The sequence below is a fragment of the Actinomycetospora flava genome, assembly GCF_037400335.1.
In the GTDB taxonomy this organism is placed as follows: domain Bacteria; phylum Actinomycetota; class Actinomycetes; order Mycobacteriales; family Pseudonocardiaceae; genus Actinomycetospora; species Actinomycetospora flava.
In genome coordinates this window covers 414240-429819 of sequence record NZ_JBBEGM010000003.1, presented here as the reverse complement: position 1 = coordinate 429819, position 15580 = coordinate 414240, and the positions used below count along the sequence as shown (strand labels likewise).

15 protein-coding genes are annotated in these 15580 nt (G+C 75.5%); 7 read left to right on the top strand and 8 right to left on the bottom strand.

Annotated features, from left to right (window positions below; all coding sequences use genetic code 11):
• The first annotated feature begins 1 nt into the window (after nucleotide 1).
• Nucleotides 2–2089, top strand: coding sequence for an iron ABC transporter permease (locus WCD58_RS11610; protein WP_337702840.1), 2088 nt, complete (start codon nucleotides 2–4; stop codon nucleotides 2087–2089).
• Nucleotides 2090–2120: 31 nt separating this feature from the next.
• Nucleotides 2121–2555 carry a GlcG/HbpS family heme-binding protein gene (locus WCD58_RS11605; RefSeq protein ID WP_337702838.1) on the top strand — a complete coding sequence of 145 codons (435 nt, stop codon included), beginning with the start codon at nucleotides 2121–2123 and terminating at the stop codon, nucleotides 2553–2555.
• A 49-nt stretch (nucleotides 2556–2604) separates the two neighbouring features.
• Here WCD58_RS11605 and WCD58_RS11600 read toward each other — a convergent pair whose 3' ends face one another.
• The gene (locus tag WCD58_RS11600; RefSeq protein WP_337702835.1) at nucleotides 2605–3621 is read right to left on the bottom strand and encodes an ornithine cyclodeaminase; all 1017 of its coding nucleotides are present in this window, start codon (nucleotides 3619–3621) and stop codon (nucleotides 2605–2607) included.
• 218 nt (nucleotides 3622–3839) lie between these two features.
• On the opposite strand from WCD58_RS11600, the gene WCD58_RS11595 reads away from it, so the two are divergent.
• Nucleotides 3840–4469, top strand: coding sequence for an OmpA family protein (locus WCD58_RS11595; RefSeq protein ID WP_337702833.1), 630 nt, complete (start codon nucleotides 3840–3842; stop codon nucleotides 4467–4469).
• On the opposite strand, the gene fdh is transcribed toward WCD58_RS11595, so the two are convergent.
• A complete protein-coding gene (gene fdh, locus WCD58_RS11590) occupies nucleotides 4466–7726 on the bottom strand; it encodes a formate dehydrogenase (RefSeq protein ID WP_373696212.1) in 3261 nt (1086 codons plus the stop codon). The genes WCD58_RS11595 and fdh overlap by 4 nt on opposite strands.
• Before the next feature lie 193 nt (nucleotides 7727–7919).
• Here fdh and WCD58_RS11585 point away from each other — a divergent pair, with 193 nt between their 5' ends.
• On the top strand, nucleotides 7920–8264 hold the full coding sequence (locus tag WCD58_RS11585; RefSeq protein WP_337702832.1) for a YrhK family protein: 345 nt from the start codon (nucleotides 7920–7922) through the stop codon (nucleotides 8262–8264).
• 110 nt (nucleotides 8265–8374) lie between these two features.
• Entirely contained in the window at nucleotides 8375–9055 is a 681-nt protein-coding gene (locus tag WCD58_RS11580) for a hypothetical protein (RefSeq protein WP_337702830.1), read from the top strand.
• A gap of 3 nt (nucleotides 9056–9058) precedes the next feature.
• Here the strand turns inward: WCD58_RS11580 and WCD58_RS11575 are convergent, their stop codons facing one another.
• From WCD58_RS11575 to WCD58_RS11565, 3 genes are read right to left on the bottom strand one after another with little or no spacing between them, the layout of a single operon-like run.
• Entirely contained in the window at nucleotides 9059–10066 is a 1008-nt protein-coding gene (locus WCD58_RS11575) for an NAD(P)-dependent alcohol dehydrogenase (RefSeq protein ID WP_337702828.1), read from the bottom strand.
• A gap of 19 nt (nucleotides 10067–10085) precedes the next feature.
• Nucleotides 10086–10442: a hypothetical protein gene (locus WCD58_RS11570; protein WP_337702826.1), complete on the bottom strand. Its 357-nt coding sequence runs from the start codon at nucleotides 10440–10442 to the stop codon at nucleotides 10086–10088.
• 25 nt (nucleotides 10443–10467) lie between these two features.
• A complete protein-coding gene (locus tag WCD58_RS11565; RefSeq protein WP_337702824.1) occupies nucleotides 10468–11040 on the bottom strand; it encodes a superoxide dismutase in 573 nt (190 codons plus the stop codon).
• Between the two features lie 97 nt (nucleotides 11041–11137).
• Between WCD58_RS11565 and WCD58_RS11560 the strand changes: the two genes are divergently transcribed.
• Both WCD58_RS11560 and WCD58_RS11555 read left to right on the top strand, forming a co-directional pair.
• A complete protein-coding gene (locus WCD58_RS11560; protein ID WP_337702821.1) occupies nucleotides 11138–12529 on the top strand; it encodes an FAD-binding oxidoreductase in 1392 nt (463 codons plus the stop codon).
• Between the two features lie 12 nt (nucleotides 12530–12541).
• Entirely contained in the window at nucleotides 12542–12667 is a 126-nt protein-coding gene (locus WCD58_RS11555; protein ID WP_337702819.1) for a hypothetical protein, read from the top strand.
• A gap of 275 nt (nucleotides 12668–12942) precedes the next feature.
• On the opposite strand, the gene WCD58_RS11550 is transcribed toward WCD58_RS11555, so the two are convergent.
• The 3 genes from WCD58_RS11550 to WCD58_RS11540 form a co-directional block, all read right to left on the bottom strand.
• Entirely contained in the window at nucleotides 12943–13581 is a 639-nt protein-coding gene (locus tag WCD58_RS11550; RefSeq protein WP_337702817.1) for a thermonuclease family protein, read from the bottom strand.
• Nucleotides 13582–13646: 65 nt separating this feature from the next.
• On the bottom strand, nucleotides 13647–14831 hold the full coding sequence (locus WCD58_RS11545) for a cytochrome P450 (RefSeq protein ID WP_337702815.1): 1185 nt from the start codon (nucleotides 14829–14831) through the stop codon (nucleotides 13647–13649).
• Nucleotides 14828–15511 carry a TetR/AcrR family transcriptional regulator gene (locus WCD58_RS11540; RefSeq protein ID WP_337702813.1) on the bottom strand — a complete coding sequence of 228 codons (684 nt, stop codon included), beginning with the start codon at nucleotides 15509–15511 and terminating at the stop codon, nucleotides 14828–14830. Before WCD58_RS11540 ends, WCD58_RS11545 begins: the two co-directional genes overlap by 4 nt.
• Nucleotides 15512–15580 lie beyond the last annotated feature (69 nt).

Here is a 15580-nt window from a genome sequence, read left to right as displayed (position 1 = left end):
GGTGACCCGGGTCGCCGACCCCCTCGTCGCGCCGCCCCCGCTCCGGGCCCGTCCGTGGGGGGTGACGGGGGTCGTCGTCGCCGGCGTGCTCGCCGCCGTCGTCCTCGCGGCGGTGCACGTGCTGCAGGGGACGGCCACGGTCGGGGTCGGCGACCTGCTGGGCCTGCTCGTCGGCGACGACGCCGAGCAGGCGAGCGCCGTCGTCGTCGCCTCGCGGATACCGCGGCTGCTCGCGGGGCTGGTGGTGGGCGTGGCGCTCGGGGTCGCGGGGGCGGCGATGCAGTCGCTGGCCCGCAACCCGCTGGCCGCGCCGGACACGCTCGGCGTCGACTCCGGCGCCTGGCTCGCGCTCGTCATCGTCTCGGTCGTCGGGGTCGCGCTGCCGATGCCGGTGGCCGGCGGGATCGCCTTCCTCGGCGGCCTCGCCGCCGCGGTGCTCGTGCTCGGGCTGTCCTCCGGCGTCGGGTCCGGGCCGACCCGGCTGGTGCTGGCGGGCTCGGTGATCGGGCTCGCGCTGGAGTCGGTCGCGATCACGTGCATCCTGCTGTTCCGCGAGCAGACCACGGGCCTGTACGCGTGGGGCAACGGGTCGCTCGCGCAGTACGGGACGTCGGGGCTGGTCGCGATGACCCCGGTCGTCGTGCTCGCGACGCTCGGGCTGCTGGCGATGTCGCGGCGGCTGGACCTGCACGCGCTGGGCGACGACGCCGCCGCCGTGCTCGGGGTCGACGTGCGGCGGGTCCGGCTGGTGACGGTGGTGCTCGCGGTGCTGCTGTCGGCGGCCGCGGTGACGCTCACCGGTCCGCTGGGATTCGTCGGGCTCGCCGCCCCGGCCCTGGTGCGGCTGCTCGTGCCGGTCGTACCCGGGCTGGCGCGGCACCGGGTGCTGCTGGTGGTGTCGGCGCTCTCGGGCGTGGTCGTCGTGCTCGGCGCCGACGTGCTGGCGCGGCTGGTGCTCGGCGCGCAGCTCGGCGGGGTGGAGCTGCCGACGGGCACGGTGACCTCGCTGTTCGGCGCGGCGTTCCTCGTCTGGCTCGCCGCCCGGTTCCGCTCGTCGGGCCCGACGCGCCCGGCGCCCGCGGCCCGGTCGGCGCTCCGTCGGGGCCGGGGGGCGCTGGTCACCGTCCTGCTCGTCGCGGCCGCCGCGACGCTCGCCGCCGCGATCGGCGGGGCGCTGCTCGGGGACGCGAAGCTGCTGCTGGGCGACGTCGCCAACTGGTTCGCGGGGCGGTCCGGTCCCGTCGTCACCTACGTCCTCGACGCGCGCATCCCGCGGGTGCTCGCCGCCCTGACCGCGGGCGCCGCGCTCGCCGTCGCCGGCACCGTCATCCAGGCGACGTGCCGCAACCCGCTCGCCGAGCCCGGCATCATCGGCGTCACCGGCGGGGCGGGGCTCGGCGCCGTCCTCGCGATCACCCTCGTCCCGACCGCGGGCGCGGCGGGCGTCGCCGGCGCGGCCTTCGGCGGGGCGGCGATCGCGACCGTGCTCGTGTTCGGGCTCGCCGCGCGCAGCGGCCTGGACTCCGACCGGCTCGTCCTCGTCGGCGTCGGGGTGTCGGCGGCCACCGCGGCGCTGACGACGCTGATCATCGTGCTGTCCGACCCCTACGACGTCGGCAAGGCCCTCACCTGGCTCTCGGGCTCCACCTACGGGCGCTCCCTGGCCGACGTGGCGCCCGTGGTGCTCGCGCTGCTGCTGCTCGGGCCGCTGATCTGGCGCTCGCGCCGGGAGCTCGACCTCGTCGCGGTCGACGACGACACCCCGCGCATCGTCGGCGTGCGCCTCGAGCACTCGCGGCCGCTCATGCTCGGGCTCGCGTGCCTGCTGACCGCGACGGCGGTGTCGGCGGTCGGCGTGATCGCGTTCGTCGGGCTGGTCGCCCCGCACGCGGCGCGCGCGCTCGTCGGCGCCCGGCACGCCCGGGTGCTGCCGGTGGCCGCGCTGCTCGGGGCGCTGCTGGTCTCGGTCGCCGACACGATCGGGCGCACGGTGATCGCCCCGGGGCAGCTCGCGGTCGGGCTGGTCACCGCGCTCGTCGGGGCGCCGTGGTTCGTGTGGCTGCTGTGGCGGTCGCGGTCGGCGGGGTGATGCCCGCGTGCTCCGTGGGTACCGGGCGGGCATGAGCATCAGCCTCGAGCAGGCCCAGAGCATCGTGTCCGCCGCGCTCGCGCACGCCCGCGCGCAGGGGTTCAAGCCGCTGACCGTCGCGGTGCTCGACCCGGGCGGCGCGCTGGTGGCGCTCGGCCGCGAGGACGGGTCGGGCTTCCTGCGCCCGGACGTCGCGACGGCCAAGGCGTACGGCGTGCTCGCGCTCGGCATGGACAGCCGGGCGATCGCGGCGCGCGCCGCCGACTCCTCGGAGTTCTTCACCTCGGTGTCGGCGCTGGCCGGCGGGAAGGTGTTCTCGGTGCCCGGCGGGGTGTTCGTCCACGACGACGCGGGGACGCTGCTCGGTGCGGCCGGTGCCAGCGGTGACGCATCGCTGGCCGACGAGGAGGCCGTCGTCGCCGGCATCCGCGCCGCCGGCCTCACCCCCCGCACCGGCGCGGAGTAGTACGTGCGTGATCTTCTGAGCTGTAGCTCAGAAGATCACGCACGTGGGGTCACGGCGGCAGGACCGTGCCCAGGTCGCGGGCCAGGGCGGCGTCGTGGACGTCGGCGGCGAGGGCGACGTCGAGGACGCCCATGCCGAACGGGTTGGAGAGCACCACGTCGGTGTCCGCCGCCCGGCCCGGGTGCGTCCCGGCGACGATGTCGGCGAGGCTCGCGTCGACCGTGCGCGCCCCGGGCGCCGACTCCCCCGGCGCCGCCAGCGTGCCCTCGCGCAGCATGCGCCCCAGCAGGCGGCGGTCGTCGGCGGCGACGAGGTCCCAGTCGTCGACGACCACGAGGTCCGCGCCCGCGACCACCTCGGGCAGCACGTCGTCGAGCGACACGTGCGCGACCAGCGCGCCCGGGGCGAGCCAGTCCAGCGCCAGGTAGCCGGTGGTGGTCGTGGTCGTGCAGACGACGAGCCCGGCGCCCTCGACGGCGGTGCGCGGGTCGTCGGCGACGTCGGCGCGGCGCCGGGCGGCCAGGGCGCGGGCGCGCGCGGGATCGAGGTCGTGGACGACGACCGAGGCGTCGGGGTACTCGGCGCCGAGCAGGTCGAGGTGCGACTCGGCGAGCGCGCCGCAGCCGAGCACCGCGATCCGGTCGAGCCCCGGCGCGGCGAGCAGGCGCGCGGACAGCACGGTGTACGCGGCGGTCCGGGTCGCCGAGATCCAGGCGGCCTCGAGCATCGCGACGGGGCGCGCGGTGTCCGGGTCGAACAGGAACGTCCAGCCCTGGGCGCGCGGCAGGCCGCGACCCGGGTTGTCGAGGCTCGAGTTGATCACCTTGAGGCCGACGGCCGGGCGGTCGGACCACACCGCTCCGGGCAGCGCGAGGCTGCGCGCGAAGGCGCCCGACGACGGCGTGTGCCAGGGCAGGTAGGCCTCGTCGGGCAGCGTCGTGGCACCCCGCGCGTGCGCGAGCAGGGTGGCCTGCACGCTCGCCACCGGGTCGACGTCGGCCGCCGCGGCCAGCACGTCGTCGCGGCGCAGGACGCGCAGGGCCGGTTCGGCGCTCGGGGTCGTCACGGCGGGCGATCCTGCCACCCGCCCTCGTGAGCGAACGTCGGTGCTGTCGCCCGGAACGTCACTCACATAGGCCGGACGACGCAGCGTGCGCACGGCCGTCCGGGCGGATTCTCCCCGAAACCGGGCGCGTCACGACTTCGAACGGGCACAGTGCGTCACGACGTGGAGGAGGTGGCGTGTCCGTGACGGGCGGAGGCGGCGGACACCATCGCGGTCGGGTGACGGCCGGGCCGGGCACCGGCGCGCACTGGTGGGGCGGCCGCGGCCCGGCGGGGGGCGGGACGCACGCCGCGCCCGGCGGACGCCGCAGCCGGCTGCCCCTCGTGCTCGTCCTGCTCGCCGTCCTGCTCGTGGGCGGCGCGGCGGTGACGGTCGCGCTCACCCGCGGCTCCTCGCCGGCCCCTCCCTCCCCGCCCGCCCCGGCCGCGTCGGCGGGCCCGGCGGCGCCCGCGTCGCCCGCCGGGGGCTCCCGCACCCCGGCCCGCACCGGCCCCGACACCGCCGTGCTGCAGAGCACCGTCGACGAGGTGCTCGCCGCGGCTCCGCTGCGCTTCCCCGCCGACAGCGCGACGCCCGCGCCCGACGCGGCCGCCGCCGTCGCGCGCGTCGCCGCGGCCCTGCGCGCGTCCCCCGGCCCGTCGATCACCGTCGAGGGCCACACCGCCCCCGCCGGCGAGGACCGGGGCGGCGCGCAGACGCTCTCGCAGCAGCGCGCCGACGAGGTCGTGCGCCTGCTCGAGGCGAACGGCGTCCCGGCCGGCAGCCTCACCGCCGTCGGCGTCGGGCCCGCCCGCCCGCTCGGCTCGCTCGAGGCCAGCCGTCGCGTGGAGATCCGCGTCGGCGGTTAGAGCAGCCCCGCCCGCCGCCGGTACCCGTCGACGAACGTCAGCAGCTCGGGACCCCGCGGCCGGCGCCCGGCGACGACGTCGCAGGTCCCGGTCTTGGTGTCCATGATGTGCACGTTCGGGTCCAGCGAGATGCCGATGATCTCGTTGGCCGCGTCCCCGGTGACCAGCCCGTTCGGCCCCCAGTGCCACGGCAGCCCGACCTGGTGCACGCGCCGGCCGTCGATGCGCAGCGGCTTGCACCGCTCGGTGACGACGACGCGCGCCTCGATCGCCGACCGCGCCGTGACGATCGTCGCCCAGCCCGTGTGCTCGAGGCCCCGCTCGGCGGCCAGCGCCGGTGAGACCTCGACGAACATCTCCGGGGCGAGCTCGGCGAGGTACGGCGTCCAGCGGCTCATCCCGCCCGCGGTGTGGTGCTCGGCGATGCGGAAGGTCGAGAACGCGTACGGGAACACCTCGGCGCCGGGCTCACCGTCCGGCGGGTTGTAGAGGTTGTCGGGGCGCTCGAAGCGCTGGCGTGCGGGATTGGCGCGCGTCGCCGGGTGCAGCGGGTTGCGGCTCGGCGCCTCCTCCGGCTCGTAGTGCACCGGCATCGGGCCGTCCGCCAGCCCGGTCGGCGCGTAGAGCCACACCCGGCCGTCGGCCTGCATGATGAACGGCTCGTCGCCGCCGATGGCGTCCTGCGCGGTCGCCCCGGGCGGCGGCCGGTACGACGGCGGCTTGGTCGGCTCGAAGTCCGGGACGTCGTGCCCGGTCCAGCGCTGCTGGTCCTCGTCCCACCACACGTAGGCCTTGCGCTCGCTCCACGGCCGGCCCTCGGGGTCGGCGGAGGCACGGTTGTAGAGCACCCGCCGGTTCATCGGCCACGCCCAGCCCCACTCGAGCGCGGCCGGGCTCTCGCCGCCGCCGGGCGCCCGGCGTGCGGCCTGGTTGACCCCGTCGGCGTACACCCCGGAGTAGATCCAGCAGCCGCAGGACGTGGACCCGTCGTCGCGCAGATCCGTGTAGCCCGAGAGCGGGTTCCCGTCGGCGTCGACGCCGCTGATCTCGCGGAGCACCGCGTGCGCGTCCGGGTCGCCGTGCACGCCTTCGGTCGGGTAGTCCCAGGTCAGGGCGTGCACCGCGGCGTCCCGGGACAGCCCCGACCCGGCGAGGCGCGCCTTGATCCGCTTGCCGAGCTCGTGGACGAACCACAGGTCGCTGCGCGCGTCACCGGGCGGCTCGACGGCCTGGTGGCGCCACTGCAGCAGCCGCTGGGTGTTGGTGAACGAGCCGGCCTTCTCGACGTGCGTCGCCGCCGGCAGCAGGAAGACCTCGGTGCCGATGTCCTCGGTGCGCATCTCCCCGGTCTCGATCTCGGGGCCGTCGCGCCAGAACGTCGCGGTCTCGATCTCCTGCAGGTCGCGCACGACGAGCCACTGGAGCGCGGCGAGGCCGTGGCGCTGCTGCTTCGCGTTGGTCGTGCCGACCGCCGGGTTCTCGCCGAGCACGATGTACCCCTCGCACAGCCCGTCGATCATGTTCAGCACCGTCGTGAACGTGCTGTGGTCGTCGGTGATGCGCGGGACGAGGTCGAAGCACCAGTCGTTGTCCGCCGTGGCCGCGTCGCCGTACCAGGCCTTGAGCAGGCTGACCATGTACGCGGGCATGTTGCCCCAGAAGCCCTTGCTCGCCGCGTCGGCCTCGAGGAAGTCGTCCAGCGACATCTGCCGGTGCGCGTGAGGCATCGGGATGTAGCCGGGCAGCAGGTCGTAGAGCGTCGGGATGTCGGTCGACCCCTGGATCGTGGCGTGCCCACGCAGCGCCATGATCCCGCCGCCCGGGCGCCCGATGTTGCCGAGCAGCCCCTGGAGGATCGACGCGCAGCGGATGTACTGCACGCCCACGGTGTGCTGCGTCCAGCCCACCGAGTAGATCCACATCGTCGTCCGCTCGCGCCCCGAGTTCGCGCAGATCGCCTCGGCGACCTCGCGGAACTGCGCCGCCGACATCCCGCAGACCTGCGAGACCATCTCCGGGGTGTAGCGGGCGAAGTGCCGCTTGAGCACCTGGTAGACGCACCGCGGGTGGGTCAGCGTGTCGTCGCGGACCGGTTCGCCGGTGATCGTCGCGCCGCCCACGCCCGCGCTCTCCGACTGCCCCAGCAGGTGCGTGCGGCGGTGCGACGCGCGGCGCGCCTCGGGCTGGTGGAGGTCGGAGTCCCAGTCGTCGCGGTCCCCGGACGCGGCCGCGACGTCGGCACCCTCGTACTGCCAGGTCGACGTGTCGTACGCGCCGGTCCCGGCGTCCCACCCGGAGAACAGGCCCTCGTCACCGACGTCGACGAACTCCTCGCTGACCAGCATCGGCGCGTTCGTGTAGGCGACGACGTAGTCGCGGAAGTCCTTGCCCTCCGAGAGCACGTGGTTGATCAGCCCGCCGAGGAATACGATGTCGGTCCCGGGCCGGATCGGCACGTGCGCGTCGGCGACCGCGCTGGTGCGCGTGAACCGCGGGTCGACATGGATGATCTTCGCGCCGCGGGCCTTGGCCTCCATCACCCACTGGAAGCCGACCGGGTGCGCCTCGGCCATGTTCGAGCCCTCGAGCACGACGCAGTCGGCCTGCGCGATGTCCTGCTGGCTGTTGGTGGCGCCGCCGCGCCCGAAGCTGGTCCCCAGACCGGGGACGGTGGAGGAGTGTCAAATGCGGGCCTGGTTCTCCACCTGGACCGCGCCGAGCCCCGTGTAGAGCTTCTTGAGGAGGTAGTTCTCCTCGTTGTCCAGGGTGGCGCCGCCGAGGTGCGCGAACCCGAGCGTGCGCCGCAGCACCCGGCCCTCGTCGTCGGTGTCCTGCCAGGTCCGGGCGCGGGAGGCGACGATCCGGTCGGCGATCATGTCCATCGCCGTCCCGAGCTCGAGGTCCTCCCACTCGGTGCCGTAGGGGCGCCGGTAGCGCACGCGGGTCAGCCGCGACGGCGAGGTGACGAGGCTCAGGCTCGACGAGCCGCGCGGGCACAGCCGCCCACGGCTGATCGGCGAGTCCGGGTCGCCCTCGATGTGGGTGACACGCCCGTCCCTGCTGTAGACCTTCTGCCCGCAGCCCACGGCGCAGAACGGGCAGACCGAGCGGGTCACCTCGTCGGCGTCGGCGGTGCGGGCGCGCCACCCGTCGGCGGCGTCCGACTCGACGGCCGCACCGCGCCCCAGCGGGTCGGCCCCGGTCAGCTGACGGACGAGGGGCCACGAGCGCACGAGATCGGCGGCACGACGGGACAGGCTCACGGCAGCGCCTCCGGGGAACGTCCGGGTGGTGGTGGGCGCGGCTGTGCGGGTGAACCGGTGCCGGAACGGTGACACCGGACGCCGGGGCGTGCAAACCGGAGCCGGACGTTTGCGACGGGCCGGGATCACCCACCTCACAGCCCAGCCGACAGGAGCGTGCGATCGCCCGATCACCCGTGGAGGATCGATGAGCCAGGACACGAGCAACGAGGCCGAGGGCACCGGGAGCGATCAGCAGGACCCCGACGCCGGGCACGAGGGCGGTCCGGTGACGATCACCCTCGGCGATCGGGAGATCGTGCTGCGCCAGCGCTACGAGCTGCTCAGCATCATCAACGACATCGGCATCTTCCTGTTCTTCACCGTCGGCAGCATCGCCTTCTACTGGCACGACCTGTTCAACCTCGGCGTCACGCTCTTCGTCATCGGCAGCGTGCAGCTCGGGATCCGGCCGATCATCCGGTTCAGCCGTCGCGTGCAGCTGCGCCGCGCGACCCAGGGCATGCCGCACGAGGTGGCGCGGGACTTCTGAGCTTCGAAACGTCCGGCCCGTCACGCGTGCGGTCCCGGGTCGCCGGTTACGCCTGGTCCATCGGGTTGAGCCCCCAGCCCTCGCATCCCCGAGACGCAAGGGAGCTCCGGATGAGCACGCGCAACACCACCCTCCGCGCCCTGCACGACGTCGGTCTCGCCGCCTGGTTCGGCGGCTCGCTGTTCGGCCTGACCGGGCTGAACGCCGCGGCCGAGGAGGCCGGTGACCGTCGCACCGCCGACAAGCTCGAGAGCATCGGCTGGGCGAAGTGGAGCCCGGTCAACACCGCCGCCATGGCCGCACACACCATCGGCGGGCTCGGCCTGCTGGCGGAGAACCGCAAGCGCGTCGTGGCGCAGAAGGGCCACACGGCCACGGCCACCGCGAAGCTGGCGCTCACCGGTGCCGCCGTCGCGGCCTCGGTCTACACGCGCCTGGTCGGCAAGAAGATCGAGGACGCCGTGGTGCACGCCGACGGCGGTGTGCGCTCGTCGGCGACGTCGCACGTCCCCTCCACGACCGCGCAGCAGGGCGGGGCCGGCAACGCGACCGAGCTCGCCCGCGAGGCCGACAAGCGCGCCGGCCAGGCGACGAGTGCGGCGGCCCAGCAGCTGCCGATGGACGTCGCGTCGGCCCAGCGCCAGCTGCGCACCCTGCAGGTCGTCGTCCCGGCGCTGACCGGCGCCCTCGTGGTGCTCTCGGCGCAGGCCGGCGAGCAGCAGCGCCCCGCCGACCAGCTGCGCGGCATCGCCCGCCGCGCCGGCGAGGCGGTCAGCCGGGTGGCCGCGTAGCGGTCACGGCCGCACCACGGCCTTGATGGCGTCCGGGTCGCGGCGCGCGGCGAGCAGCGCGTCGACCGCGCCGTCGAGGTCGTGGTGCGAGGTCACCATGTCGTCGAGCCGCACCGCGCCCGACGCCGCCATGGCGATCGCGGCCGGGTACACGTGCGCGTAGCGGAACGTCCCCTTCAGCACGAGCTCGCGGCCCTGCACGACGTCCAGCGGCAGCGTCACCTCCGCGCCGGTGCCGACGAGGACGACGGTGGCGGCGGGCGCGGTCGCGGCGATCGCGAGGTCGACCGCCGCCTGGACCCCGGTGCACTCGAGGACCACGTCGACGGGCTCGATCTCGGCGCCGGCACCCGGGTCGACGACCGCGTCCGCCCCGAAGTCGAGCGCCACCTCGCGACGCCGGGCGACCGGGTCGGACAGCGTCACCCGCGCCGCGCCCCGGGCCCGCGCGACCTGCAGGCACAGCAGCCCGACCGGCCCGCCGCCGCTGACGAACACGCGCGTCCCCGGGCCGATGTCGGCCTTGCCGGCCGCGTGCACGGCCACCGCGAGCGGCTCGATCATCGCGGCGGCGTCGTCGGAGAGCGTGTCCGGCACGGGGTGGGCACGCGTCGCGGGCACCGTCACGTACTGCGCGAACGAGCCGTCCACCGGCGGCGTCGCGAAGAAGGAGATCCACGGGCACAGGTGGTAGCACCCCTGGGCGCACTGCTCGCAGCGCCCGCAGTTGCGCTGCGGCTCGACGGCGACACGCGTGCCGACCGCGGGGGTCTCGACGCCCTCGCCGACCGCGCTGACCACCCCGGACGTCTCGTGCCCGAGCACCAGCGGGCCGTGCATGACGAAACCGCCGATGCGCCCGTGGTCGTAGTAGTGCACGTCGGAGCCGCAGACGCTGACCGCCCGCACGGCGACCTGCACGTCGCCGGGCCCCGGCGCCGGCACCGGCCGCGTCTCGACGGTGATCCGCTCGGGCTCCTGGAGCACGGCCACCCGCTGCTCGGTGCTCATTCGGCTCTCCCTCCCCGCGCTACGTCACTGCGGAACGGATCCTCCGCGCCGGCGTGAAGATGCGCAGGTCGAGCATGCCGGGCGGGTCGGCGATCCCCGGTCCGCCCGCGTCGATCCAGGCGGTCAGCTCGTCCTCGGTGTCGGCATCGAGCACGCCGAACAGCCACACCGGGCGCGCGCCCGCGGCCCGCCCGGCCTTCGACGGCGACACGACGACGACGTTGGAGTAGGCGCACGCGTCGAGGCAGTCGCTGACGCGGACCGGGGCCGCCTCCCTGAACCGGGCGAGCTGGGCGGCGTGGTCGACGCCGGGGTGCTTGCGGGTGGTGCCGCAGCAGCAGTCGCGGCAAACGGTGAGGGTGGGTGTTGTCGCCATCGTCGCTGACGCTAGCTCCCGTCGATCACCGCCACACCGAGGTGAGACACGCGAGACGTCCCCCCGCGGTGCCGGCGTGGCCGTGGTCGGTCGCCGTCACCTCCGCCTCGTGGACCACGACCGACTCCGGCGCCCGGTCGGCGAGCACGAAGGGCACGGTCGTCGTCGCGCTCCCCGCGCCGCTCGCGTCGGTGCGCACGTCGAGCCAGAACTCGTTGCGCGGATTGGCGTAGGCGGGGTCGGAGGAGGGCCTGTCGGGCGTCGCGGCCGGGTCGATCCGGTCCTGGTAGTGCGGGCCGGCGTCGGTGCCGCTCGGCCCGCACGCCCGGACGTGGGCGTGCACGGCGTAGCCGCGGTCCGGGACCAGCCCCTCGACACGCAGCGTCGCCGTCGTCGCGCCGCGGTGGCCGGTGACCTCGAGCGCGAGACGCGCGCCCTCGGGTGCCGCGACGGGGTCGTAGGTCACCGCGGGGCCGCTCGCCGCGAGCACGCCCTGGGTGACGAGCGGGCTGGCCGCGGACGCGGGCGGGCCGGCGCAGGAGGCGGCGAGGGCGGCCCCGCCGAGGAGGAGGGCGAGGCGGACGAACGGGCGCGGCACGGGCGAATCCTGGCAGCTCAGCGACGCTCGGTTGACCATCGACGACGCGGCGTGTCGTCTACCGTGGGAGGCACCGAGACGAGGGGGTCCGCGCCCGATGAGCTCCGCCGCCGCACCTGTCGCCGCCGTCGTGGGCGGGCTGATCTCGGCCCTGCCCGCGGGGCGGGTGATCGACGACCCGGACGTCCTCGCGAGCTACGCCCACGACGACGCGGAGTGGGCGCCGCACGCGGTGCCGCTGGCCGTCGTGCGCCCGCGGACGGCCGCGGAGATCCAGACCGTGGTGCGCGCCTGCCTCGAGCACCGCACGCCGGTCGTCCCGCGCGGGGCGGGCACCGGCCTGTCGGGCGGGGCGAACGCCACCGCCGACTGCGTCGTCCTGTCGACCGAGCACATGACCGAGGTGCTCGAGATCGACGGCGCCGAGCGGCTCGCGGTGGTGCAGCCCGGCGTGGTCAACGACGACCTGCGCGCGGTCTGCGCCGAGCAGGGCCTCTGGTACCCGCCGGACCCGGCGAGCTCGCCCTGGTCGACGATCGGCGGCAACGTCGCCACCAACGCCGGCGGGGTGTGCTGCGTCAAGTACGGCGTCACCCGCGACTACGTGCTCGGGATGCAGATCGTCAACGGGCTCGGCGAGCTGGTGCGGCTGGGGCGGCGCACCGCCAAGGGCGTCACCGGGCTCGACCTCGCCGGGCTGATGGTCGGCTCCGAGGGCACGCTCGGGGTGATCACCGAGGTGACGGTGAAGCTGCGGCCCGCCCGCGCACCGGAGCACACCGTCGCCGGGTACTTCGACTCCGTCGTCGACGCCGGGCGCGCCGTCGCCGCGATCACCGCCGCGGGGCTGACGCCGTCGGCGCTCGAGCTCGTCGACCGCACGTGCCTCGAGGCCGTCGACGCCTGGAAGAACATGGGTCTCGCGGCCGAGGCGGACGTGGTGCTGCTGGGCCGCTCCGACGCGCCGGGTGCGGCCGGGGACGCCGAGGCCGCGGAGATGCTGCGGCACTTCTCCGACGCCGGGGCGACGTTCTCCGCGCAGGCCGCCGACGCCGAGGAGGCCGAGGCGCTGTTCGCCGCGCGGCGCCTGGCGTACCCGGCGCTGGAACGGCTCGGGCCGGTGCTCACCGAGGACGTGTGCGTGCCCCGCGCGGCCGTCCCCGAGATGCTCGGGCGCATCCAGGAGATCGGGCGGCGCCACGACACGACGATCGCCAACATCGCCCACGCCGGCGACGGCAACCTGCACCCGCTGCTCATCACGCCGATCGGCGACGAGCCCGCCCGCCGCCGCGCCCAGGCGGCGTTCGAGGAGATCCTCACCGACGCCCTCGCCCTCGGCGGCACCGTGACCGGCGAGCACGGCGTCGGGCTGCTCAAACGCGACGGGCTGGAACGCGAGCAGGCCCCGGAGGTGCTGGCGATGCAGCGGGCGGTCAAGGCGGCGCTCGACCCGCACGGGATCCTCAACCCCGGCAAGGTGGTCTGAGCGCGGGAGCCCGTGCTCGGCGGGGTGGTGGAGCTCGGCGGGGTGGTGGAGCTCGGCGGGGTGGTGGAGCTCGGCGGGGTGGTGGAGCTCGGCGGGGTGGTGGAGCTCGGCGGGGTGGTGGAGCGAGGGTCACCCTGACTGCGTGGGAGGCAGCGAGGGACGCCTTCGCTCCCGGGGTCCTCGGCGCGCCGCGAGGTGCGAGGGACTCCCTGGGTGCCTCGCAGGCAGCGAGGGTCACCCTCGCGCCGCGACTACCCCGGCGCGTGTCGCGCGAGCGAGCTGGGGGTTTTCCTGACGTTCAACGTCAGCGTGGCCGCCAGGCTGGAACACCGCTCGGCGTGTCGCGCGAGCGAGCATGTGGCAATCCTGGCGTCACATGCCAGCGATGCCGCATCGCTGGTACACGCCGCGAGCTAGGAGCCGCCGGTCGTGGTCGCCGAGCTGGTGGTGGTGCGCGAGGTGCCCGCGGATTCCGTCGCCGGCTCGTTCGGGGTGCTCGCACCGCGGCACGGCGCGCCCCAGACGCCGCGCTCCGCGAGGCGGGCGCGGTCCTGGGCGGCGCGGATCGGGGGCATGGCGTCCGGGGCGGCGTCGGCGGGGTAGGCGCGGGCGATGCCGGCCTCGGCGGCGAGGACGCCGTAGTCGCCGCCGCCGTCGAGGGTGACCGCGGCGAGGCGGCGGTCGAAGCGGTCGGTGGCCGGCCCGGGCCCGCCGACGAGGCGCACGGCGCGCCGGTCGAGCACCCGCGACGCGAACGAGGTGGCCTGCTCGCCGTAGCACGCGCCGGGCGGCTGCACGCCCAGCGCGCGCACGCGCACGATCGGGCCGCCGTCGGGCAGGCGCGCGTCGAAGGTGACCGCGTCGACCACCCGCTCCACGACCACCCGCTCCCCCTCGGGCCGCGCGTCGAGGCCCGCGAGCGCGGCGGCCGGATCGGGCGCGGGCGCCGGTGCGTCCGGGACGGGAGCGGTCGCGATCGTCAGCACGGCGCCGGCCGCGCAGACGGCGACCGCGGCACCGAGGACGAAGCGGGCGAGCGCGACGCGGGACACGCCCACATAGTGACTGATCGTGATGGGTAATCGACGCTCGGTCACTGGAGCGCGCGGTCACCCGTTCAGGTCGCGACGACAGGCAGGCGCCGGGTGCCGAGCACACGACCCGTGTACGGGTGTTGCTCCCCCGCGCCCACGGTCAGCCCAGCGTAGCAGGCGGTCATCTCCTCCAGCGCCACGCGCGCCTCGAGGCGGGCCAGTGGCGCGCCGAGGCAGAAGTGGATCCCGTGGCCGAACGCCGTCTGGGCGCCGCCGCCGATGCCGGGGCGCGCGGGGTCGAAGCGCTCGGGGTCCGGGTGCGCGTCGGGGTCGTGGGTGGCCGAGAGCAGCCAGGGCATGACCACCGACCGCGCCGGCACGGTGACGCCCGCGATGTCCACGTCGCGGGTGGTGGCGCGCGCGGTCATCGGGAACGGCGGGCGCAGGCGCAGGACCTCCTCGATCGTCCCCGGGATCGCCGACGGGTCGGCCCGCAGCGCCTCCCACGCGCCGGGGTGCGCGTCGAGCACCCGCACCGCGTTGCCCAGCAGCAGCGTCGTCGTGATGTGCCCGGCGAACAGCAGCAGCATCGAGAAGTTGGCGGCCTCCTCGTCGTCGAGGACCCGCCCGTCGACCTCGGTGGTGACCAGCGCGGAGATGAGGTCGTCGGTGGGCTCGGCGCGCCGCGCGCGGCACCAGTCGCCGAGGTAGCCGGTGATCTCCCCCATCGCGTCGGCCACGCGCGGGTCGTTCATCGCCTCCTTCGGGTCGTCGACCTGCAGCGAGAACAGGCCGTCGGCCCACTGCCGGAAGCGGCCGCGGTCGGCGGCGGGCAGCCCGAGCATCTCGGCGATGACGGTGACGGGCAGCGGGAACGCGAGGGCGTCGACGAGGTCGAAGGACGCGGGAGCCGGGGGCAGCATCTCGCGCGTCAGCTCCCGGATCCGCGGCTCCAGCCCGGCGACGCGCTTCGGGGTGAACGACGCGCTGACGAGGTGGCGCAGCGCCCCGTGCTCGGGCGGGTCGAGCCGGGTGAGCATGCCTTTGCTCATCTCCTGGGCCTGCGGCATGACCGCCGAGAAGTCGGAGCTGAACGTCGCGGTGTCGCGCAGGACGACGTCGACGTCGGCGGCGCGGGTCACGTGGTGCATGCCGTAGCGGTCGCGCCACACGGGCGCGTCGGCGCGCAGCGCGGCCAGCCAGTCGAGGACGGCGGGCAGGTCGGCGACGTCGGGGGGCAGGTCGCGGTCGAGAGCGGTGGTGGTCATGGCTCCTCCGGGAGGGCCGCGGTGAGGTGGTGGAGGGTGCGTTCGTAGAGCGCGGCGAGCCCGGGGGCCGCCGCCGCGAGGGCGGCCGGGTCGGGCTCGCCGGGCGGGGTGAAGCCCGCCCGGACGACGGCGGCGAGGGCGTCGGCCCGGGCCGTCGCGTCCATCCCGGCGCCGGCCGGGACGAGGTGGTCGAGGAAGAAGCCGATGCACGCGGCGCCGAGCCGGTAGTAGAGGTCGGGCGTCGTCGCCGGGTCGTCGGCGAGCAGGCCGTGCCGGTGCAGCAGCGCGAAGTGCTCGCGGGCGAACTCGGACTTGTCGGTGACGATCTCGAGGCCGGTCTTGGTGTCGGTGGCGATGGCGCCGAGCAGCTCGACGTCCCCGGCGAACAGCGCCCGGGTCAGCGGCCGGTGCTGGACGGCGAGGAACGACGTGCGCATGGTCGCGTCGAGCGCGGCCTGCGCGGGGTCGGCCCGCAGCGCGGCGAGCAGCTCGGCGGTGACGTCGACCGACTCGCGCACCAGCACCCCGGCGAAGAGCTCGAGCTTGCTCGCGAAGTGCAGGTACACGGTGCCCTTGCCGACGCCGGCCCGGCGGGCGACGTCGTCGACGGTGACGCGCCGGTAGGAGTGGGCGAGCAGGAGGTCGCCCGCCGCGTCCAGCATCTGCGCGACCCGACCCACCGGCGTCTCCTCGACTCGTGACCGGATTCCTCAACCGGTCACGAGTCACGGTAGACCCGCCGCGGCCGC

Bases quoted from the DNA above. Each gene is read 5' to 3' on its own strand.
- WCD58_RS11605 (WP_337702838.1), top strand. From the start codon at position 2,121: ATGAGCATCAGCCTCGAGCAGGCCCAGAGCATCGTGTCCGCCGCGCTC.
- WCD58_RS11585 (WP_337702832.1), top strand. From the start codon at position 7,920: ATGAGCCAGGACACGAGCAACGAGGCCGAGGGCACCGGGAGCGATCAG.
- WCD58_RS11580 (WP_337702830.1), top strand. From the start codon at position 8,375: ATGAGCACGCGCAACACCACCCTCCGCGCCCTGCACGACGTCGGTCTC.
- WCD58_RS11575 (WP_337702828.1), bottom strand. From the start codon at position 10,066: ATGAGCACCGAGCAGCGGGTGGCCGTGCTCCAGGAGCCCGAGCGGATC.
- WCD58_RS11570 (WP_337702826.1), bottom strand. From the start codon at position 10,442: ATGGCGACAACACCCACCCTCACCGTTTGCCGCGACTGCTGCTGCGGC.
- WCD58_RS11560 (WP_337702821.1), top strand. From the start codon at position 11,138: ATGAGCTCCGCCGCCGCACCTGTCGCCGCCGTCGTGGGCGGGCTGATC.
- WCD58_RS11545 (WP_337702815.1), bottom strand. From the start codon at position 14,831: ATGACCACCACCGCTCTCGACCGCGACCTGCCCCCCGACGTCGCCGAC.